Genomic DNA, 20546 nt, shown 5'->3' with positions numbered 1-20546 from the left:
GCCCGAGTGCATCCGGCTTCCCGCCTGAACGGAGGGAAGCCGTATCACAAGGGTCAGATCGTATTGAGGAAGGCAAAGGTGGTGGGACTGCCGACGGGGGTGAAATTCCACGTAAACTGCAGTTCACCTGTTGCCGCATTGACACGGAACGACGTGACGGAATCGCTGCGCTGGTTGGCGCAGAACAGGAACGATCCCGTGGGGTCGAACATCATCGAACGCCCGTAATCCGCATGCATCCAGATTTCGTCGACCAGATTGAGCGTCCCGTCATCATTGACGTGGAAACTGGCCAGTGAATCACCCAGACGATTGGAGACATAAAGATACCGACCGTTGGGCGACAGCAGGATGCCCGCCGCAAGACTGCTGCCACGGAAATGCGGCGTTACGGTGCTTACGGTCTGCTGTGGGACGATTTCACCCGTCTGGGCATTGAAGGTGGCCGCGACCACCTTTGAATCCTGCTCGCCCAGGATGTAGATCATGGTCCCCTTCTCGTTGAAGGCGAAATGACGGGGGGCGGAACCGGGGGTCATGTTGATGAACGGTGCCTTCGCGTCCGGGACCAGGCGCCCCGTATGCAGGTCCAGCGTCCAGACATAGACACGGTCCAGCCCGGCGTCGCATGCCAGCACGAATCGTCCGCTGGGGTCGGATGCGACCATGTGCACATGGGATCCGGAATGGTCGCTGACCGCGAAATTGCCCGGCGGGTTGTCGCTGGCGCGATCAGGCATCCGCGGGCCGGTGTTCTTGACCACGTCGGTCGGATCGCCCAGCCCCCCGTCGGGACGGATGGGCAGGATGCCGACGCTGCCGCCCATGTAATTGGCGACCATGACGTACTTGCCCGAATGATGGATGCTCAGATGGGCGGGAATGGCCCCGCCAGAGCGCATGACATTGATCTTGGTCAGTTCGCCGCTCTTGCGGTTGACCGAAAACGCGGTCACGCACCCTTCGTGATTGGCGTTGAAATCGTCGATTTCGCTCAATGCGTAGAGGTAGCGCGAATCCTGCGAGATGACGAGGAAGGAAGGGCTGGCGATATCGACATAGGTCATCAGTGGCGACAGGCTGCCATTGTCGGTGTTCATTTCGAACACTGAAATCCCCTGACCGTTGCCGCTGCCGCCTGGTGGGCCATGCTGCGTATATCCGCCGATGTAACAGATGGTCCGCGAATGTGGCGGCTGCGGCAGTTCGGCGGCCGCCCTGCGTGACAGGGCGGGTGCCCCTGCCATGGCCAGTCCCGCGATAACGGCACGACGGGTAAGATTGGACTTCATCGAATTTTAAATATCCCCAGCACAGGTTTTAAAAATGGTCCATTCAGGGCAGGCGGCATTCCGGCCCGATCTTGCCGGTAAAGCGGGTCCAGGTTTCCGTTTCACCAAACAGTGGAACCGCCACGAACCCCCGCAGTTTCAGCGCACCCGATGATGAAACCCAGATTCGCGCGTGATAGACGTGACCGCTGTCGGGATCAAGGATATGGCCGTTCCAGTGTCCGGCATCCTGCTGATCGGGGGTAAAGCCGGTCAGCATCCGCAGTCCGCATTCCGAATGTCCGGCATGGTCCTTTGGCACTTCCTTCGTATAGCTCAGCCCCACCAGGTCGCCGCAGATTTCGGAGCCGCATTTCATGATGCGGAAAACGCCGTCATGATCCTTGGTTTCCCATTCCCCAAGAATTTCCGCCGTGTCCGATGATGGCGCGGCGTCAGCGGGCGGGATCGCGCAGGCCAGTCCTGCTCCCAGTGCCAGCACCAGCAGCGTCCGGCCGGCAATGCCGGACATCGCGCGCGCCGTGATGCGCCTGACGGTGTGGGACTGACCGATCTGTCCGGTCACTCCTGTCGTTTCGCACATGAATCCCTCCCCTTGGTCGTGCGCCGCGTAACATGCCTGGATACGAAGCGAGAGCGTTGTCCGTCTCAGCTGTCGGCAGGTCTGACCCAGGGGATGGCCAGCACCTCTACCCCCTCGTCATCCAGCATTTCACGTTCATCTTTGGTCATGGTGCCATAAATTCCCGCGGGCTGCTTTTCCCCACGATGCATTTTCAGCGCCTCCTGCGCAAACCGCTCCCCAGCATTCACGCAATGCTCTTCGATGACACCGCGTATTTTTTGCAACAGAGCCATCGCCACATCGGGTAATGATCCGTCGTCACCCTGCGGCGCGGCGGCCGTCGCGGGTACCGTGGCAGGCGTTGCGTCCGTGTTCGTGCGGCGGATGGCAGGCGCCATCAGGGCGCGGGTGACTTTCGCGCCGCCGCATTGCGGACATGACAGCAATCCCAGTTCAGCCTGACGTTCGAAGCTGCCGCTATCTGGAAACCATCCTTCGAATTCATGCTCTCCCTCGCATCGCAGGCGGTAGAGAATCATGTGACGTCTTCCCTGTCCGAAGCGGTGTGGTCAGCCTGCGCCAAGCAGTAGGTCAAGTTTCCCCGCACGGTCGAGCGCCATTATGTCATCACATCCGCCGATGAATTTTCCATCCACGAAAACCTGCGGCATCGTCGTGTGTCCCCCCGAACGCTCGACGGCCGTCTTGCGGGCCTGCGTGCCATGCAGGGCCGTTATTTCCTCGAACGGAACGCCTTTCGATTGCAGGAGGCGGACGGCGCGCACGCAATAGGGGCAGCCGGGCTGGGTATATATCTCGATTTCAGGCATGGGAAGCTTTCAGCTGAGGGATCAATCCCGTGTCTACAACAGGTTGGGGACATAATGCCATGTCGCGCCGATGGGGGGTAATGAAACCGTATGCGTTATGGATGTACTTCCCCCGATGGGCAGACCCGGGCGGCGCACAGCACGTCAATGCGCGTGGCCCCACAGGCACGCAGTACCCTGACGCAGGTGCCGAGCGTGCTGCCCGTGGTCATGACATCGTCCACCATGACGACATGTTTTCCCCGCACCCCGGACGCCCTGTGCGGGCGAAGGGCGATCGCCCCGGCAAGGACCTCCTGCCTTTCGGCACGGCTCAGCCGTCCCAGCGGGCGGGTATGGCGAATCCTGCGCAGGGCATCCGGCCAGTGTACGCAGCCCCCCATGCGCGCCAGTTCGTGGGCAAGAAGCGCCGACTGGTTGTACCGCCTCCTGAACAGCCGCCAACGATGCAGCGGAACCGGGACCACGATGGTGTCAGCGTCCAGCACGTCACGACCGGCCTGATACATGTAACGTGCAAGAAGTGCCGCGTTTTCGGTCCGGTCCCCATATTTGAGGCCGAGGATCAGGCGACGCGACCCTTCGTCATAAACCAGCGGCGCGCGCCCTTCGTCCCACGGCGGGGGATTCTGCAGGCATTCGGCGCAAAGCCTGTCCGTTCCGGCTGCGGCTTCGGATGTGAAAGGCCCCCCGCATTTGCGGCATGATGGGCGGCCGATCAGATGAAGTCTGCCAAAGCAGTCGGGGCAGACATGTCCGGCCTGTTCCACCTCCGCGCCACAGGACAGGCAATGTGGCGGCAGGATCAGGTCCAGCGCCGCGCGGGCGGCATGGCGCAGGCGAGGCATGAGGAAGCTGGAGGCACGGGACATGAGGGACCGGACGTTCACGTGATGGTGTTCTTGGCAGATGATAGCGGATGGCCCACATCAGTGTCATGGAGACGCCGGTAATTTTTGATCGCCATGTCGTACGACTGCATCGGGATCGCGCATCCGCAGGGATGGAGCGTGTGCGACCGATCCTGAGCGCTGCGGCGGAGCGGCTTCTGGACCGGCTGGACGATACGACCCATCGGTTTTCGCATGCGCTCGATATCGGCGGACGTGGCGTCGTCGCCCCGTTGTTGCGCGCGCGGGGGATGGAGGTGATCGCCACCGATATCTCCCCTGCCCTGTGCGCCGGTGAAAGCGGCCCGAGTGTCTGCATGGACGAGGAATGGCTGCCGTTCGGCGCGGGAACGTTCGACCTTGTCGTCGCCAACCTGTCGCTGCACTGGGTCAACGACCTGCCGGGAACGCTGGCGCAGATCCGCAATATCCTGCGACCGGACGGGCTGTTCCTGGCGTCCATGCCAATCCTGCCGACCCTTGCGGAACTGCGGCAGGCATTGACGGCTGCGGAACATGACCTTCTGGGCGGGGCGTCGGTGCGCGTGTCGCCTTTCCCCGGCCTGCGCGATTGTGCCGCACTGCTGCAGCGTGCCGGATTCGCATTGCCTGTGGCCGATTCGGATGTTCTTGAACTGGCCTATCGTTCTCCATTCGCCCTGCTGCGGGACCTGCGCGACGCGGGCGAGACCAATGCACTGGCCCAGCGGCATCGTGCCTGCCCGCCCGCCAGTCTGTTTCCCGCCGCGCTGGCGCGTCTGCCGCGTGACGAAGATGGCAATGTGGCGATGCCGTTGCACATGGCGGTCATGACCGGGTGGGCGCCGGCGGAAACCCAGCCCCGTCCCCTTCGCCCCGGGCAGTTTACGACCCCGCTGGAGGACGCCCTGCGTCACGGGGAACAATGAAAACCTAGCCCCCGGTCACGCTCATGTGCCGTGCGATGCGGGCAGGGTCGTCGGCGGGACGGTCGAGCATGAAATCATGCCCTTTGGGCTTGCGCCTGATCGCGGACTGGACCAGCCGGATGATCCCCGCATCATCCATTCCGGCACGCAGGGGACCGCGCAGGTCGCTTGCCCCCTCATGCCCCAGACAGGAGTAAAGCTGGCCCGTGCAGGACAGGCGCACCCGGTTGCAGCTTTCGCAGAAATTATGGCTCATGGGCGTGATGAAGCCGATTTTCTGTCCCGTCTCGGCCACGCGCGCGTAACGCGCCGGACCACCAGTACGATAGGTCAGCGGTTCCAGCGTCCAGCGGCGCTGAAGGTCGGCGCGCACGCGATCAAGGGGCAGATAGCGGTTCTGCCGGTCATCGCCGGTTTCGCCCATCGGCATGGTCTCGATCAGGCACAGATCCGCCCCGATCTGTCCGCACCATGCGACCATGTCATCGAATTCGTCGTCATTCAGGCCCGCCATGGCGACGGTATTGATGCGGATTTTCAGGCCTGCCTTTCGCGCGGCGCGAATACCGTCGAGCGTTTTTTCCAGTTTTCCACGTCGCGTGATGGTCCGGAAACGCTCCGCATCCAGTGAATCCATGCTCACATTGATGCGCCGCACCCCGGCTGCGTAAAGCGGTTCGGCAAATTCACCCAGCCGACTGCCGTTGGTGGTCAATGTCAGTTCATCGAGATGGGCTTCATCCTGCGGGCGTTTCAGCCACTCCCCCATCGCGGCGAAGAAGGACATGACATCGCGACGGACCAGGGGCTCCCCCCCCGTGATGCGCAGCCGCCGGACCCCATTATGGATAAACGCCCCGCAGATACGTTCCAGTTCATCAAAGGACAGGATTTCAGGCTTGGGCAGGAAGGTCATTTCCTCCGCCATGCAATACAGGCACCGCATGTCGCATCGATCCGTGACCGAGGCACGCAGATAGGTCACTGCCCGGCCAAAGGAATCAAGAAAAGGGCGATTCATGAGGCGTTCCAATCAGTCCAGCACCGTCAGTTGCACGACCATGGCGTCAATGGCGACTTTTCCGGCATGGGAGAACATGACCACCACCCGACGTCCCGTGGCGGACTGCACCTGTCCCCTGCCCCATTCCGGATGGTCGGGGTGGGAGACATACTGGCCCGGTACCAGGAATGAGCAGAAAGGCGAGGATGCCGTCATGAGGTAGATAAACCCGATCGGAACTTACGGTACCATATTGGACCAATTTGGGCCTTTTAAACCCGTTGACGGCAGGTTCAATAAAAAAACGCCCTGATGTCACGTCAGGACGGTGATCGGAAATCGGGCTGCCGTTCCGGTCAATGCCGGGTGTTGGTGCCATGAAAGTCAGGCGCGTCCACCCCTGATTTTACCAGCTGGGCCGTGAGTTCGGCCTGCAGCCGCGACAGTCCCGTTCGGGTGCCGCTTTCGATACGTGCCACCAGCATCGCCTGCGTGTTGGAGGCGCGCAACAGCCACCAGCCATCGTCGGTGGTGACGCGGACACCATCAATCAGCGACACGCGCGCCCCGCTTTCGCGCAGGCGTTTCGCGACTTCCGCGATGACATCGAATTTGCGCGTGTCGGCACAGTCAAATCGCAGTTCCGGCGTGCTGAACATATGCGGCAGCGCGCGGCGCACATTCGAAAGTGGACCGGACAGGCGCGCGACGATGCCAAGCAGGCGGACCGCCGCATACAGCGCATCGTCAAAACCATACCATCTGTCGGCAAAAAAAATATGGCCGGACATTTCCCCCGCCAGTACGGCGCCGGTTTCAGCCATCTTCGCCTTGATGAGGGAATGGCCCGATCCCCACATCACTGAGCGGCCACCCGCCTGATCCACGGCGTCAAAGAGAACCTGGCTGGCCTTTACATCGGCAATGACCGTAGCACCCGCATGGTCGCGCAGGACATCACGCGCCAGCACCGCCAGAAGCTGATCGGCCCACAGGACCTGTCCGGTATTGTCGACGACGCCGATCCGGTCCGCATCCCCATCAAAGGCGATGCCGAGGTCGGCATTGTTTTCCTTCACGGCCGCGATCAGCTGCTGCAGGTTCTGGATAATGGTCGGATCTGGGTGATGGGCGGGGAAATGGCCGTCAATTTCGCCATTCAGGACAATATGCGCGCCCGGCAGTTTCCGGACCAGCAGCGACAGGGCTTCCCCCGCCGCGCCATGGCCGTTATCCCAGACAACGCGAAGCTGGCGCTCGCCCCCGTCCCAGTCCTGAACAAGACGTTCGACATAGCGGGGCGCGATATCAATCGTCCGGACGCTGCCTGTCGCCTCCGCCACCACGTCACCTGTTTCGGCCAGATGACCCAGTTCGCGAATCTGCCCGCCAAAAAAAGGCCTGTTGGCGAGCATCATCTTGAAACCATTATGATCCGGCGGATTATGGCTTCCGGTGACCATGATCGCGCCATCGGCCTTCAGCATCATCGAGGCGAAATACAGCATCGGCGTCGGGCCGCGACCCATGCGGATCACGTCCATCCCCGAGGTCCGCGCCCCTTTCACCACCGCCGCCTCGAGGTCGGGCGAGGACAGTCGTCCGTCATACCCGACCACGAGTGTGGAGCCGCCATTTCTGGCGATGATGCTGCCAAGGGTACGCCCGATGGCATGGGCGTCATCTGTCGTCAGGGTCTTCCCGACAATCCCGCGGATGTCATATTCCCGCAGGCTTGTCGGGTCGAAGCGATGACAGAACGCCATGGGGCAGGATTATTTACCCTGATAGGACTTGAGGAACGCGCGCACATCGCCCGCCAGATCCTCACGCTCCAGTGAGAACGCGATCTGCGCTTCGAGGAAGCCGATCTTGTTGCCGCAGTCGAAGCGACGGCCTTCATAGCGGTAGCCATGGAACGGCACGTGGCCGATCATCTTCGCCATGGCATCGGTCAGCTGTACTTCACCGCCCGCGCCCTTTTCGAGCTTGGCGAGGTGGGGCAGCACGTCAGCCGTCAGGATATAGCGGCCGATGATCGACAGGTTGGACGGGGCGTCTTCGGGCTTCGGCTTTTCAACCAGTCCCTTGACCTCCACCAGCCTGCCATCGTCATGGCCAACGTCGAGAATGCCGTACTGGTCGGTCTTTTCACGCGGCACTTCGCTGACGGCCACGACGTTGCCGCCCGTGCGGTTGTACACATCGACCAGCTGCTTGAGGCAGGAGGTCTTGCTCTGCACCACGTCGTCGGGCAGCAGGATGGCGAACGGGTCGTTGCCGATGAAGCTGCGGGCGCACCAGATGGCATGGCCAAGGCCAAGCGGTTCCTGCTGACGGACGGATGTCATCGAGCCCGGCGTGACGCGGGTCGGTTCTAGGGCCTTCAGCGCGGAGGTCTTGTGACGGGCCTTCAGCGTGGTTTCGAGCTCAAATGCAATGTCGAAATAATCAATCAGCGAATCCTTGCCACGGCTGGACACCAGGCAGAATTCCTCGATGCCGGCTTCGCGGGCTTCGTCAATCGCGTACTGGATCAGCGGCCTGTCGACGACCGGCAGCATCTCCTTGGGGACCGATTTCGTTGCTGGCAAGAAACGTGTTCCCATTCCCGCAACAGGAAGGACGGCTTTTTTCAAGGGTTTGATCACAAAATTCACCTTAATTTATAAATAACCTCGGACTTCCCATTCCCTGCCCTCCTGAATTCCAGAACAAATCGGCAATAACGGGCCTCAGGGATGTCGCGCCATCCGCATCTTTAAAACGCGGATTCCCGCAACAACATGACCTAAATCAACCAGTTTGGTCTAGAATGTAATCGCACCCCTCCAAGACACGATTTGTAACGTGTCCGGGACGGTCTCCCGCGCGTGATATGTCATCCCTGTCGTGCGGGCATGACGTGTTGGGCAGTCGCGCGGCATCGTTAAGGCTTATGGGCATATGAATCCACGATTGTGCCAATTTTATGGCGACGGTCGCGCCGGGCGCGAATCAGGACGCACGCGCGGCAACAGGCACGGGAAAAATACCTGCCTGTGCGCGTCTGTTTTCTGTCTTTATCATCGGGAAATAATGGTGCGGCCAAGAAGACTCGAACTTCCACGGGGTTTCCCCCACAAGCACCTCAAGCTTGCGCGTCTACCATTCCGCCATGGCCGCATACATTTCCTCGGTTATCGGCTAAGCGATACCGAAGCAATGAAGGCCGTATAACCGATGGGAGACGAACGGGCAATGACTGAAAACAAGATTTTATGGGAAATCGCACACCAGCAGGTCCCCTATCCGGACGCCCTGGCGCGGATGGAACGCGACGCGCGCGCCATCCGCGCGGGGGGGCAGGCGGAACATGTCTGGCTGCTTGAACATCCCCCCACCTATACGGCCGGAACCTCCGCAAGGCCGGAGGATCTGTTCAACCCGTCGGGATACCCGACATGGCCCGCCGGTCGCGGGGGGCAGTGGACCTATCACGGTCCGGGGCAGCGCGTATGTTACGTCATGCTGGACCTGACCCGCCCGCATGGCCCGGTGCCCGCCCGCGACGTGCGGGCCTATGTCCACGCGCTGGAGGAATGGCTGATCGCAACGTTGCGCCGTTTTGACGTAACCGGGGAACGTCGGGAGGGACGCGTGGGCGTCTGGGTGGTGGATCCGGTGACCGGGGCGGAGGAGAAGATCGCGGCGATCGGCGTGCGCGTCTCACGCTGGGTCAGCTGGCACGGAGTCGCGATCAATGTCGATCCCGACCTGTCGGATTTCGGGGGGATCGTGCCGTGCGGCATCCGTGAACATGGCGTGACCAGCCTTCGCAGGCTGGGCCACGAAGTCTTCATGGCGGATGTGGACCGCGCCCTGCGCGAAAGCTGGACCGAATGCTTCGGCAGCGTGCCGGTGGAAGGGGAGTATCTCGAGGCATGATCCCCGTGGCGGGGTGCGTCCTTTTCGATGTTCCCTCCCCGCCTGTTCCCCTTCGTGTCCTATTTCGTCGTGCTCAGGGAAAACAGGTCATCGGGCCACGCCGGTCCGGCATGCACGTCATCGAGGTCGAGGCGGATATGCTGACGTTCGACATCGGTCATCTCGATGGCGATCAGGCTCAGCGTGCCTGCAATGTCGGAAAACCCAAGGGTCAGCAGCCCCTGCGACGGACTGTCGGAACGCGCCATGGAAAGCTGGAGGCTGTTGGCCCCATGCTGGACGGAGGTGACGACGATCTGTCCATCCAGATGCACCGGCTGCTGCAGCAGCAGGCCCAGCGGCTGGTGGCCCAGCGACATGCGCGTCACGGAATCGCGCCTTGGGTCGATAAAGACAAGATGGCCGTTCGCCGCCGTCAGCTTCATCGCCGCCGGCGTCGCGTAATCGAGGCGCAGCCTGCCGGGATCGTAGTACAGCCTTCCATCCCCCTTCCCGCCATCGGGCCATGTCTGGACAAAGTGCGCCCCCAGGCCGTGCGTGTCGTTGAGATAGTGTTCGACGCGCGTGATTTCGTCCTTCTGGCTCAGCGTGGCCTTGTCCGGCACGGCCTGGCACGCCGCGAGCATCATCAGGAGGCCGCCGGCCATAAGGCGGCGGACATGGAACGGGAATGCCGGCTTCATTGTATCGCCATCCGCGCATGTTCCGCCGGGGTGCGCAACGTCAGTGACAGGGCGTGCATGCCACCCGCGAATTCCGCGGCCAGCAGTTCATGCACGAGGCGTGAGCGCTGCACCCGGCTCATGTCGGAAAACGCATCGCTGATCACGAGTACATTATAGTGACTTTCCCCCGCCTGCACGCCGTTGTCGCGTATCCCGACATGATGGGCGTGGCGCGCGCTGTCGTCGTGGACCCGCAATTCCACGGGGGAGAGATGGTCACGAAGGCATGTCTCGATTCGGGCGGCGCGTCCCGCGATCCGGTCTGTCATTGGCTGCTCCCTTTGGTCCATGGCAACACATCGCACATCTTCGCTCTTGCACGAAGCATGAACGGACGCACATAACGGGAATGATGAAGAGAAGGAATACACGCCCCAGGGCCTTTGACCCCGACCCGGATGCGCCGGCGCGCTGCTGTGACATGGCCGGCTGCACCGAGGCCGCGGGCTATCGCGCCCCGCGCTCGCGCGATGCGCTGAACCAGTATTTCTGGTTCTGCCTGGAGCATGTGCGCGAGTACAACGCGCGCTGGGATTATTACAAGGGAATGTCACCCGGACAGATCGAGGCGCATATCCGGGCCGACGTTTCGTGGAACCGGCCTTCATGGCGCCTAGGACAGGCCAATGGCGCCCGCGCCTTCGATGAGGAGGAACTGCTTGATCCGCTCGAACTCCTCAAGAACAGCGCGCGTGCCCGCGCGAAACGCGCACGCGAACGTGACGTGCGCCATGCCGCGCCGGATGAGCTGAAATATCCGCTCAGCGTTCTTGACCTCGGGTGGCCCATTTCCATGGAAGAGCTCAAGACGCGCTACAAGGCGCTTGCCCGGCAGCATCATCCCGATGCCAATGGCGGCGACCGCGCGGCAGAGGAACGGCTGAAGGGGATCAATGTTGCCTATACGGCCATACGCGCCCATCTCGTCGCGATGCCGAGGGATGACTTCGCCCGTTCGGCCTAGATTTAGGCGGTGGCTGATTGCGTGTGCCCTTCCTATACTCCCGCGCAGGCTTTCCAGTTGTGCCGGGCGCGCGGCGTATGATGGCGGAGGCACCAGAATATGACGGATACGATATCGATGAATGAACTCGCAGAGCTGACGACCGTGAATGTCAATGCGGAGGGAGAACCGCTTCCGTCGATTTCCGCCATTTCCGCGCCTGATCGAAAGGTGTCGGCGCGTGAGGTTTTCGGAATCGACAGCGACATGGAAATTCCCGCATTTTCGGTCCGCACCGATCATGTGCCGGAAATCGATCCGACCTATCAGTTCGATCATGACACCACGCTGGCCATCCTTGCCGGCTTTGCGTTCAACCGTCGCGTCATGGTCCAGGGATATCACGGCACGGGCAAGTCGTCGCATATCGAGCAGGTGGCGGCCCGCCTGAACTGGCCCAGCGTGCGCATCAACCTCGACAGTCATATTTCGCGCATCGACCTGATTGGCAAGGATGCGATCGTCCTGAAGGATGGCAAGCAGATCACGGAATTCCGCGAAGGGCTGCTGCCGTGGGGACTGCAGAATCCCTGCGCGCTGGTCTTTGACGAATATGATGCGGGGCGGCCGGATGTCATGTTCGTCATCCAGCGCGTGCTGGAGGTCGAAGGCCACCTGACGCTGCTGGACCAGAACCGGGTGATCCGTCCCAACCCGTTCTTTCGCCTGTTCGCGACGGCCAATACCGTCGGGCTTGGCGATACCACCGGGCTGTATCACGGCACGCAGCAGATCAATCAGGGACAGATGGATCGCTGGAACATCGTCACGACCCTAAATTACCTGTCCCATGCGCAGGAAAGCGCCATCGTCATGGCCAAGATGGGGATCGACCCGAAAAAGGACGCGCAGGGACGCAAGCGGGTCGAGACGATGGTGGCCCTTGCCGATCTGACGCGCTCCGGGTTCATCGCGGGCGACATCTCCACCGTCATGTCGCCGCGCACGGTCATCAGCTGGGCCGAGAATTATCGTATTTTCAACGATCTGGCCTTTGCTTTCCGCCTGACCTTCCTCAACAAGTGTGACGAGGCGGAACGCCCGACGGTGGCGGAATATTACCAGCGCTGCTTCAATGCCGATCCCATGCCGGCACGGACGCGATAAGGCGGCGCGTGACGATCATGCAGCAGGGATGTGATGGACGGCATGCGTGAAAAGACCCCCCCTTCCCGCTCTGCCGAGCGTTCGGCGGAGCGGACCGCGCGGGCCGAACGTTTCAAGCGCGCGACAGTCGGAACCGTTCGCGCCGTGGGCGGGAACGCCGCGACCGAGGTGATGTTCCTCAACGGGCCTGTTCCACCTGGCGTCTCCGTCGTGGGGACGCAGGTGCGCCTGCCGCAGCCTGCCCCCGGCATGTCGGAGGAGGATATGGCCCGCCTGCGTGGCGTGGCTGATGCGGCGGCGCTGCGTGTGCGCCACCATGACGAAGCCGTGCATGCCACCATCCAGCCCGAAGCAGGCGAAGCCCGCGACATCTACGATGCGCTGGAACAGGCGCGCGTTGAAAGTGTCGGCGCGCGTCACATGGCGGGAATGGCCGCCAACCTTCAGGCCCGTCTGGCGCAGGAATGCCGTGACATGGGGCTGGATGACGCGCATGCGGGGCGCCAGATTCCCACGCCGCTTGCCTTCGGGCTGCTGGCGCGGGCGCACATGACGGGCCAGCCAGTTCCCGCCCCCGTGAAAGATATCATGCGCAGGTGGGAGGACGCGCTTCCGGCTCCGGTGCGTGACGCGCTGGCCGCGATGGTCGCGCGGCAGGACAGCCAGGTGGAGTTTGCCCGCGCCGCCCGCCAGCTGCTGGTCGCATGCGACCTGATCGAGCAGGAAACCGATCCGCAGGCCGAGGATGACGAAGGCGCCGCCTCGGCCCAGTCAGATGAAAATGATCCTTCCGACACGCCGGAGGAGCCTGATCCGCAGGAACAGGACAATCCGGTGGAGGAAGAGGATCCGGGCCTTCAGATGCAGATGTCGCAGGGCACCGGCACGGGGGAAGACGATCAGGATAACGGCGATCAGGGGGGCGCTGCCTCGGGATCGGAAGAGGCGGGCGGCCCCGCGCAGGATGGCGACGAGGCGCCGGACGACGGACAGCCGGCCTATCATGCCTATACCACCGCCTATGACGAGGAAGTCGGGGCGGAGGATCTGTGTGATTCGGAGGAACTGTTCTGTCTGCGCCAGACGCTGGACCAGCAGCTGGTCAGCATGCAGGGTGTGGTGTCAAAGCTTGCCAACCGGCTGCAGCGTCGCCTGATGGCCCAGCAGACGCGGGCGTGGGAATTCGACCTGGAGGAAGGCATCCTTGATGCAGGCCGCCTGTCGCGGGTCGTGGTCAATCCCATGCTGTCGCTGTCCTACAAACATGAACGCGATACCGATTTCCGCGATACGGTGGTGACGCTTCTGATCGACAATTCCGGATCGATGCGGGGGCGGCCGATTTCCGTTGCGGCGATGTGCGGCGATATCCTGGCGCGGACGCTGGAACGCTGTGCGGTGAAGGTGGAGGTCCTTGGCTTTACCACCCGCGCATGGAAGGGCGGGCGCAGCCGTGAACAGTGGGTTACCGCGGGCAAGCCCGCCAATCCGGGGCGCCTGAATGACCTGCGGCATATTGTCTATAAGGCCGCCGACATGCCCTGGCGGCGAGCGCGCAGGAATCTGGGCCTTATGCTGCGCGAAGGGCTGCTGAAGGAAAATATCGATGGCGAGGCCCTGTTATGGGCACAGCGGCGGCTGCGCGCGCGGTCGGAAAGTCGCAAGATCCTGATGGTGATTTCCGATGGTGCCCCGGTTGATGACAGTACCCTGTCGGTCAATCCCGGATCCTATCTGGAAACCCACCTTCGGGAAGTCATCTCCCAGATTGAAACACGCAGCCCCATCGAACTGCTGGCCATCGGGATCGGTCATGACGTGACCCGCTATTACCGCCGCGCCGTCACCATTACCGACCCCGAGGAACTGGGCGGCACGATGATGCAGAAACTCTCCGAACTCTTTACAGAAGAAAAATCGAAGGGGCGCGGCTAGAGAGGCCCGCCCCCTTCCCCTCTGGTTCTACGCCTGTTTTTCCCGCGCAAGGCGTTCATCCGCAAGTTCCAGAAGCTTCGCCAGCATGCGATCGACGTCCGCCTCCACCGTGCGATGGTTGACGATCGCGGCGCGAACGGCCTTCCTACCGGATATGACGGTGGTCGAAGGTGCCGCAACGCCGCTTTCATGCAGGTCCTTGACGATTTCGCTGTTGAAGTGGTCAAGGTCGTCCACGGGGGCAAGAACCCGGAAACACACGATGTTCAGCGTGACGGGCGCCAGCAGTTCGGTGCGCGGGTTTTCTTCCACCCGTCGGGCAAGGTGACGGGCGATGGCGCAGCATTGCGCAACCATTTCGCCCATCCGCTCCGTGCCATAGGTGCCAAGCGTCATCCATACCTTCAGCGCACGGAAACCGCGCGACAGGTCGGGACCCAGGTCACAGAACCACGGACCATTGGTCGCAAGGCCACGATCCTCACGCGCGAGATAGCTGCGCGACTGGGCGAAGGCTGCCGCCTGCAGGCCGGGATCGCGCACCAGAATACAGCCCGCGTCGTACTGGACCTGCGCCCATTTGTGGAAATCGAACGCGATGCTGTCGGCCCGTTCCATGCCCCGGACCATCGGGCGCAGTTCCGGCGACAGGGCCGCCAGCGCGCCAAAGGCCCCATCGACGTGAAACCATATCTTTTCGTGCGCGGCGATATCGGCCAGCTGCTCCAGATCATCGATCGCCCCCGTATCGACGGTGCCGGCGGTGCCAATGATCATGAAAGGTTCGTAACCGGCCGCCCGATCCCGCGCGATGGCCTTTTGCAGTTCCGGCAGGACCATGCGGTTGTTGTGGTCCACCGGGATGATCCGAAGGGAATCGGACCCCAGCCCCGTCAGGTCAAACGCACGGGAGACGCAGCCATGCGCGCTGGAGGCGGCGTATCCCGTCAGGCGACGCGTTCCCACCCCGGCATGGCGCATGGACAGGCCATCGGGCACCGCGCGGCTGGCGGTGATGACGGCGATCATGTTTGCCATGGACGATCCCGTGACCAGCAGGCCGGAACAGTCGGTGGGAAAGCCGAAGATCTGCGCGGCCCAGCGAATGACCTCGCGTTCGACCTCGATGGGGGCGTGGTCGCGACCGCCACAGTTCGCGTTCAGCCCGCCAGACAGCAGCTCCGCCAGCATCCCGATGGCGGTGCCCCCGCCATGGACCCACCCCATGAATCCCGGATGAACGTTGCCGGTGGCATAGGGGACCACCAGTTTTTGGAAACGTTCATACAGTTCCTCCGGCGCGCTGGGCGCAACCGGCAGTCCGGTGCGCAGTTCCTGCCGCAGTTCGGGCGGCATGGGCCGCCAGACCGGCTCTTCACGCAGGTGGCTCAGGTGGTCGATCATGTCGTCCAGCATCCGGTGCCCCAGATGACGCAGCGCGTCCCAGTTGTCGGGATCCAGTCCAGTCATGATGCGTTCGTCCACCCTGATTTATGTAATGGCATGTCGGATAAGTCATACGGCATGAAACCGCATGTGTCATAACCCCCCTGCGTTCCAACGGCGAGAGGCAAAACGCGGCGTCAGGGCGTCATGCCTTCGTGGGGTCATGTCTGGTGCGCGATGTCGCGGGCCTTGGCGTCCGGGGCGCTGCGTGCGTAACGGCGGGCAAGGGTTGCGCATACGAAAAGCTGGAGCTGGTGATAGATCATCAGCGGCAGCACGATGATCCCCACCATCGGCCCGGCAAACAGGACATTTGCCATCGGCACCCCGGATGCGAGGGTCTTTTTCGACCCGCAGAACACGATGGCGACCTCGTCACGGCGGGAAAAGCCGAGAAGCCGGCTGCCGAAGGTCGTCAGCACGAGCACGAGGAAAAGCAGGATGCTGTCTGCCAGCAGGATATAGCCGATCTGCAGTGGCGGCACGCGATGCCACAGCCCCTGCGTCACGGCCTCGCTGAAGGCGGTATAGACGACGATCAGGATCGAGCCCCGGTCACTCAGCGATACGAGCTGCCTGTAGCGGTGGACCCACGGTCCGATCCATGGCTGGGCCATCTGACCCAGCATGAACGGCAGCAGCAGCTGCAGCATGATGGAGGTGACGCCCCCCTGTGTCGCCGCGGAGTGGTGGACGACCAGCCCGGTCAGGATGGGGGTGATGAAGATGCCCAGAATATTGGACATGGTGGCCGAACAGATGGCGGCCGCGACATTCCCCTGCCCGATCGAGGTAAAGGCGATCGAGGACTGGACCGTGGATGGAAGGCAGCACAGGAACAGCAGGCCGGTCCACGTATCGGCGCTCAGGGCCTGGGGAAACAGGGCATGGAATCCTGTTCCGATCACCGGGAAGGCCACGAAGGTGCAGGTCAGTATCGCCAGATGGATACGCCAGTTGATCATGCCCTCAATGATCGCGCGGCGCGACAGGCGCGCGCCCTGAAAGAAGAACATCAGGCCGATGACAAAGACCGCCAGATCCTGAAAAAATTTTACCCCATTGCCCGTACAGGGAAAAACGGTAGCAATGATGATCGTGACAATCAGACAGAGCAGGAACGTGTCGATCTTGCGAAACATGGAGCGTGAAACTTCTGATGACAAAAAGGCATCTGGCGTTTTGTGCCGGGGACGGATTGCATAATGGACGTATCCAAGCCAGTTTACGCATCACAATGAAGAAACTCCTTCTCCCGCTCCTCTTGGGGACATTCGCCCCCGTGTTCGCCTGTTCCGCATCTTCGGCATGGGCGACATCCCTGCCGGCGGAATGTGCCGTCTCCACCGCCACCACCACCCAGCCACACGGCGCAGGCAGCCTCATGTCGCGTGGCTATGACCTGCGGCTGGTGGGGGAGCACGCCCATCAGGAACTCCAGGCGGGCGATATCATCGTCAGCGGGAACGGACTGGATGCCGGCTCCCTGCAGGATCTGGAGGACGCGGCGTCGCTGGTGATGGTGGCGAGCCTGTCGGGGCATCATTCGGATCACTGTCCCAATGCCTATTTCCTGCAGGCCGTGGCCCCGGTCCTTGACGGGGTGCAGTCCGGCAAGAGCTATGACCTGGTGTGGGACAATGGCGTCATGTCCACCGGCACGGTCCACCTTTCCTTCCGGCGTGCCCATCTGCGTCTGACCGGCGGCAGTACCCCCGATGCGCAGGCGGTCATGACGCTGGAAACGCAGGGGGTGAATATCAATGGCAGCAAGAATCATCTGCTGGAGGCCACGATGCCCCAGCAGGCCTCGGCGTCCGCGTCGATGCCGGTTTCCTCGATGGGGCCGCTTGCGGCGGCCATCGTGGGACATGCCGCCGAAAGCGTCGCGGTGCCGGTGGAACTGACATCCGTCAAGGCCGTGCGCGATACGATGCAGATTTCCGGCAATGGCAAGGCGACCCTGACAGGCAATGCCGACGCATCCGCCGGCGAAGGGCATATCGCGGTCCAGCATCTGGACGATATCATCGCCACCCTGCGTGACAGCGGACAGACGAAAGCAAGTGCCGCGCTGGTACTGGCAAAGCTGTTTGGTCATCGGGGTACCAATGGCACGTCATGGGACGTGAACTGGGACGCCGGTGTCCTGACGGTCAATCATATTCCGCTGCCCATTCACTGACATCACGGCAGCAATTCACGCTGGTTTCTGAATCCATGGGCAACCATGTGTTTCGGAAATCAGGGCGTGCGTTCTATCCCTTCTGTAATATCCACTCATCCGCAGCGTCCGTTGCGTGAATACCTGGTACATGGACGCGGATGCCCTGAAGCATCCTGAATGGCCATTCGTGGAAAGGTCTCAGGCTCCCTCTTTTGGGTCGCAAGCGTCATTTCGGTGGGACGAGAGCCGATGGCAGACTGTTTGCACAGAGAGACCATACCATATCGTTATCGGATTGGCATTGTGTGGCCTGATCCATCGGTATGCGCCGGGGGCCGGAGAAACGTTTATAGACCGATTCGTTTATGAAGAAGACGCGACATCGCTGAACGGTAATTCCAGAATCTGACGGACGATCATGCGGATGAATACATGATGCTGGATGATACCATCGCGTGGGCGCGTCGGTACAGTTACTTGTAAAAAAGGGATAGGGACCGATCCATCGGAAGTTCCCGGTGGTCAGGCCAAAAAAATCCAGACGGCTGTTAATTTCGTACATATGGTTGCCGCGCCCTCCCTGCTCCCGACAGAAAAGTGGACGACATTGGAATGGGGATTGTGCCGGGATGAAGTTTCATCCGAAGTCTTCACGGCTGAATGGCTGATAAGAGACTGTTTGAAAAGATCGGCCTGATAATACCCTGAAATCATAAAAGTTTTTGGTGAAGCTTTTTGCAAAAAGCTTCGAAGAACGTCGCCTTTTTGAGAGAAGGCAATACCCAAAAAAATTTTGTCGTTTTTATCAAAGGGTTGTTTTTGAACAGTCTCTAAGTCCATGGTGCGGATCTGTTCAGCAGAACGCTCGAAGCTCGGGAATTACTTTGAATATTCCCACAGGAAAAATACCGCAGGCATGGATAGCCAGTTTTCTTTACAGGAAGCGAACGTTACCGGACCCGTTCTGGGAAGGCATGAGCAGTTCAGGGGGATCGGTGCGCGTCATGTTGCCGAAATCAACCTGCTTTGCGGCAGCAAGACTTCCCCTCACCACCATCGGTCCTGACTGATGGCATGTCCGAAACAGGAGATGGCCTCATGTGGCATGTGAAGATAACGTTGCAGTAATAGTCTGGCATAATTGCGGAAATAAAAATCAGGAAAGTCGGTCTATTGTCTGATAGCTGAAAAAGGATCAGGCCCGGTTATTGAAACCGGGCCTGTCCCCTGTCAGATCAATGCATCAGGCGGCGACGGATTCCTGAACCTCGTCTTCCGCAACATTCTGCGTCCAGGTCGGCAGGCTACCGGCCGAGGTGATGGACAGCATAACGGTTCCGTCCATTCCGTCGAGAAGAGCAGTCGGAAGGTTGGCGTTTCCATCGGTCCAGCGGGAACCGGTTTCTTCAAAAACATGGAAACCGTCGGACAGGCAGGGATCGTTCATCGCGATATTACGCTCGGCCGAGAAACCATCGGACAGCGTAATTTTACTGATATAGACACCAAGCTTCCGATTGTCGGCATTGATCCCAAGGAAACCCGGCACATTTGACGTGGAGAGGATCCGGATGGAATGCGCATCGGCCGGCACAAGGAATTTCGCAACCGCACCACGGACGTGCGGCGAGACAATCTTGCCATCTACATCAAGGCGAATTCCACTCAGCAGATCGTACGACTGCGTCCAGCCCAGGGTTTCCGCGCGACGCGCGATCTGTGCGCGAACGGCCTCCACGATCACGCCATTATCGTAAAACGGCGCGCAATAATCAGACAGCATCCGCGCGGCATCATCCGGATTGGCGGCCAGATCGACAGTTTCCGTATTGGCAAAGAAAGAACGGTTGCCAACATTAATGAAGCTTTCCGCACCCACGCCATTCGCGATGACGATGCCATGTTCTTCAAGTTCGATGTGGTAATACGTGACGGATTTCACATCGAGCTGACGGATGGTCGAGCCGTTGAGAAGGCTTTTGGCGGGAACCAGAACCGTGCCGACCACGTCGAACGCCATGGCATGACCGGGGGAGACGATCAGATCAGCGAAAGGCAGGCCAGGCCCAAAGGCATTGGCGGAAATCTGGATCGGCAGGCCGTCCAGATTGGCGTTGGCGCCGACAAACCGCATCAGGCGATGGCCGACCCAGGTAATTGCCTTTTGTTCACCCGTCGCCGTCAGGACAAGATCACCAACGGACAGGGATTCGATGGGGCGGTCCCCATCGGCCGTACGGATCAGCGCGCCTTTGGTAAAGCATGCGATGGCTGTATTAAATGTAGCAGTTCCATTATCGGTAAGGACTGTAGACGGGTATTGTCCATTCGACAGCTGAGCTATCTGTGTATTGGACAGCAGCATAGGACTTCCATTTGAATCATGGAATAATATCTGCCCGTTTGATTGATACCCCGACTGTGTTAAAAGGAACTCCTGCGTACTCGTCGTGCCACCATTTCCATCAGGGACCACATTACTTACAGTCACCTGTCCAGGCATGTTCGTGCTTTGAAAAACGAGCGTTCCATTTTCTCCTGTCGTGCCCGTATAGATCTCGCCCATATCAGATGCAGGAGTAACGGTATCAGACGTTCCATCCGAAGATGGGAATTCTTCAGCGAGAAAAAACTGGTTGGATTGGGAAATCGTATAATCGTTAAATGTTACATAGTTGGTCATCAAGTATATTCCTTAGGCTCAGGACCCATTGATATGAGTGTCAGGATGTGATTCAGGCTCGTTGA

The 20546-nt window shown here is 60.8% G+C and carries 21 protein-coding genes and 1 tRNA gene; 6 read left to right on the top strand and 16 right to left on the bottom strand.

All coding sequences use genetic code 11. From position 1 onward, the window contains the following. Positions 1-53 precede the first annotated feature (53 nt). The 5 genes from NJLHNGOC_RS12765 to NJLHNGOC_RS12745 all read right to left on the bottom strand — a co-directional run bounded on the left by NJLHNGOC_RS12765 (position 54) and on the right by NJLHNGOC_RS12745 (position 3559). Positions 54-1292, bottom strand: a complete 1239-nt coding sequence (locus tag NJLHNGOC_RS12765) for a lactonase family protein (protein WP_113596708.1) — start codon at positions 1290-1292, stop codon at positions 54-56. 43 nt (positions 1293-1335) lie between these two features. After that, on the bottom strand, positions 1336-1875 hold the full coding sequence (locus NJLHNGOC_RS12760) for a DUF2147 domain-containing protein (protein WP_239021525.1): 540 nt from the start codon (positions 1873-1875) through the stop codon (positions 1336-1338). A gap of 65 nt (positions 1876-1940) precedes the next feature. Then, a complete protein-coding gene (locus NJLHNGOC_RS12755) occupies positions 1941-2396 on the bottom strand; it encodes a DUF1178 family protein (protein ID WP_113596707.1) in 456 nt (151 codons plus the stop codon). A gap of 30 nt (positions 2397-2426) precedes the next feature. Next, on the bottom strand, positions 2427-2687 hold the full coding sequence (gene grxC / locus NJLHNGOC_RS12750) for a glutaredoxin 3 (RefSeq protein WP_113596706.1): 261 nt from the start codon (positions 2685-2687) through the stop codon (positions 2427-2429). A 95-nt stretch (positions 2688-2782) separates the two neighbouring features. Continuing rightward, positions 2783-3559, bottom strand: coding sequence for a ComF family protein (locus NJLHNGOC_RS12745; RefSeq protein WP_239021524.1), 777 nt, complete (start codon positions 3557-3559; stop codon positions 2783-2785). A gap of 47 nt (positions 3560-3606) precedes the next feature. On the opposite strand from NJLHNGOC_RS12745, the gene NJLHNGOC_RS12740 reads away from it, so the two are divergent. After that, positions 3607-4485: a methyltransferase domain-containing protein gene (locus tag NJLHNGOC_RS12740; RefSeq protein WP_113596705.1), complete on the top strand. Its 879-nt coding sequence runs from the start codon at positions 3607-3609 to the stop codon at positions 4483-4485. Between the two features lie 4 nt (positions 4486-4489). Here the strand turns inward: NJLHNGOC_RS12740 and moaA are convergent, their stop codons facing one another. The 5 genes from moaA to NJLHNGOC_RS12715 all read right to left on the bottom strand — a co-directional run bounded on the left by moaA (position 4490) and on the right by NJLHNGOC_RS12715 (position 8653). Then, complete coding sequence (moaA, locus tag NJLHNGOC_RS12735; protein WP_113596757.1) at positions 4490-5506, bottom strand: GTP 3',8-cyclase MoaA; 1017 nt, start codon at positions 5504-5506, stop codon at positions 4490-4492. Between the two features lie 12 nt (positions 5507-5518). Beyond that, positions 5519-5704, bottom strand: a complete 186-nt coding sequence (locus NJLHNGOC_RS12730) for a DUF3553 domain-containing protein (RefSeq protein WP_113596704.1) — start codon at positions 5702-5704, stop codon at positions 5519-5521. Between the two features lie 140 nt (positions 5705-5844). Then, complete coding sequence (gene pgmG, locus NJLHNGOC_RS12725; RefSeq protein ID WP_113596703.1) at positions 5845-7254, bottom strand: phosphoglucomutase/phosphomannomutase PgmG; 1410 nt, start codon at positions 7252-7254, stop codon at positions 5845-5847. A gap of 9 nt (positions 7255-7263) precedes the next feature. Beyond that, positions 7264-8139 carry a UTP--glucose-1-phosphate uridylyltransferase GalU gene (gene galU, locus NJLHNGOC_RS12720; protein ID WP_113596756.1) on the bottom strand — a complete coding sequence of 292 codons (876 nt, stop codon included), beginning with the start codon at positions 8137-8139 and terminating at the stop codon, positions 7264-7266. A 428-nt stretch (positions 8140-8567) separates the two neighbouring features. Further along, positions 8568-8653 (bottom strand) — tRNA-Leu (locus NJLHNGOC_RS12715). 57 nt (positions 8654-8710) lie between these two features. On the opposite strand from NJLHNGOC_RS12715, the gene lipB reads away from it, so the two are divergent. Beyond that, the gene (lipB, locus tag NJLHNGOC_RS12710) at positions 8711-9415 is read left to right on the top strand and encodes a lipoyl(octanoyl) transferase LipB (RefSeq protein ID WP_113596702.1); all 705 of its coding nucleotides are present in this window, start codon (positions 8711-8713) and stop codon (positions 9413-9415) included. Positions 9416-9474: 59 nt separating this feature from the next. Here lipB and NJLHNGOC_RS12705 read toward each other — a convergent pair whose 3' ends face one another. Further along, positions 9475-10098, bottom strand: a complete 624-nt coding sequence (locus NJLHNGOC_RS12705; protein ID WP_110529152.1) for a LolA family protein — start codon at positions 10096-10098, stop codon at positions 9475-9477. Further along, positions 10095-10409: a BolA family protein gene (locus tag NJLHNGOC_RS12700; RefSeq protein WP_206059793.1), complete on the bottom strand. Its 315-nt coding sequence runs from the start codon at positions 10407-10409 to the stop codon at positions 10095-10097. The genes NJLHNGOC_RS12705 and NJLHNGOC_RS12700 overlap by 4 nt, the downstream gene beginning before the upstream one ends. Positions 10410-10489: 80 nt before the next feature. Between NJLHNGOC_RS12700 and NJLHNGOC_RS12695 the strand changes: the two genes are divergently transcribed. The 3 genes from NJLHNGOC_RS12695 to cobT all read left to right on the top strand — a co-directional run bounded on the left by NJLHNGOC_RS12695 (position 10490) and on the right by cobT (position 14185). Then, positions 10490-11104, top strand: a complete 615-nt coding sequence (locus tag NJLHNGOC_RS12695) for a J domain-containing protein (protein ID WP_110529146.1) — start codon at positions 10490-10492, stop codon at positions 11102-11104. 117 nt (positions 11105-11221) lie between these two features. Further along, complete coding sequence (gene cobS / locus NJLHNGOC_RS12690; protein ID WP_113596755.1) at positions 11222-12250, top strand: cobaltochelatase subunit CobS; 1029 nt, start codon at positions 11222-11224, stop codon at positions 12248-12250. A 42-nt stretch (positions 12251-12292) separates the two neighbouring features. Then, the gene (cobT, locus tag NJLHNGOC_RS12685; RefSeq protein WP_113596754.1) at positions 12293-14185 is read left to right on the top strand and encodes a cobaltochelatase subunit CobT; all 1893 of its coding nucleotides are present in this window, start codon (positions 12293-12295) and stop codon (positions 14183-14185) included. 27 nt (positions 14186-14212) lie between these two features. On the opposite strand, the gene NJLHNGOC_RS12680 is transcribed toward cobT, so the two are convergent. Both NJLHNGOC_RS12680 and NJLHNGOC_RS12675 read right to left on the bottom strand, forming a co-directional pair. Continuing rightward, positions 14213-15655, bottom strand: a complete 1443-nt coding sequence (locus NJLHNGOC_RS12680; RefSeq protein ID WP_113596753.1) for a pyridoxal phosphate-dependent decarboxylase family protein — start codon at positions 15653-15655, stop codon at positions 14213-14215. 137 nt (positions 15656-15792) lie between these two features. Further along, a complete protein-coding gene (locus NJLHNGOC_RS12675; RefSeq protein ID WP_113596700.1) occupies positions 15793-16773 on the bottom strand; it encodes a bile acid:sodium symporter family protein in 981 nt (326 codons plus the stop codon). A 95-nt stretch (positions 16774-16868) separates the two neighbouring features. Here NJLHNGOC_RS12675 and NJLHNGOC_RS12670 point away from each other — a divergent pair, with 95 nt between their 5' ends. After that, entirely contained in the window at positions 16869-17816 is a 948-nt protein-coding gene (locus NJLHNGOC_RS12670) for a hypothetical protein (protein WP_113596699.1), read from the top strand. 504 nt (positions 17817-18320) lie between these two features. Here the strand turns inward: NJLHNGOC_RS12670 and NJLHNGOC_RS16030 are convergent. Then, on the bottom strand, positions 18321-18638 hold the full coding sequence (locus NJLHNGOC_RS16030) for a hypothetical protein (RefSeq protein ID WP_165837937.1): 318 nt from the start codon (positions 18636-18638) through the stop codon (positions 18321-18323). 403 nt (positions 18639-19041) lie between these two features. Next, the gene (locus NJLHNGOC_RS12660) at positions 19042-20481 is read right to left on the bottom strand and encodes a Hint domain-containing protein (RefSeq protein WP_113596697.1); all 1440 of its coding nucleotides are present in this window, start codon (positions 20479-20481) and stop codon (positions 19042-19044) included. Positions 20482-20546: the final 65 nt, after the last annotated feature.

The sequence above is a fragment of the Novacetimonas cocois genome (genome assembly GCF_003311635.1).
GTDB classification, from domain to species: Bacteria; Pseudomonadota; Alphaproteobacteria; order Acetobacterales; family Acetobacteraceae; genus Novacetimonas; species Novacetimonas cocois.
Note: the sequence above shows the minus strand (reverse complement) of the source record. Positions and strands in the feature narration are given on the sequence as shown.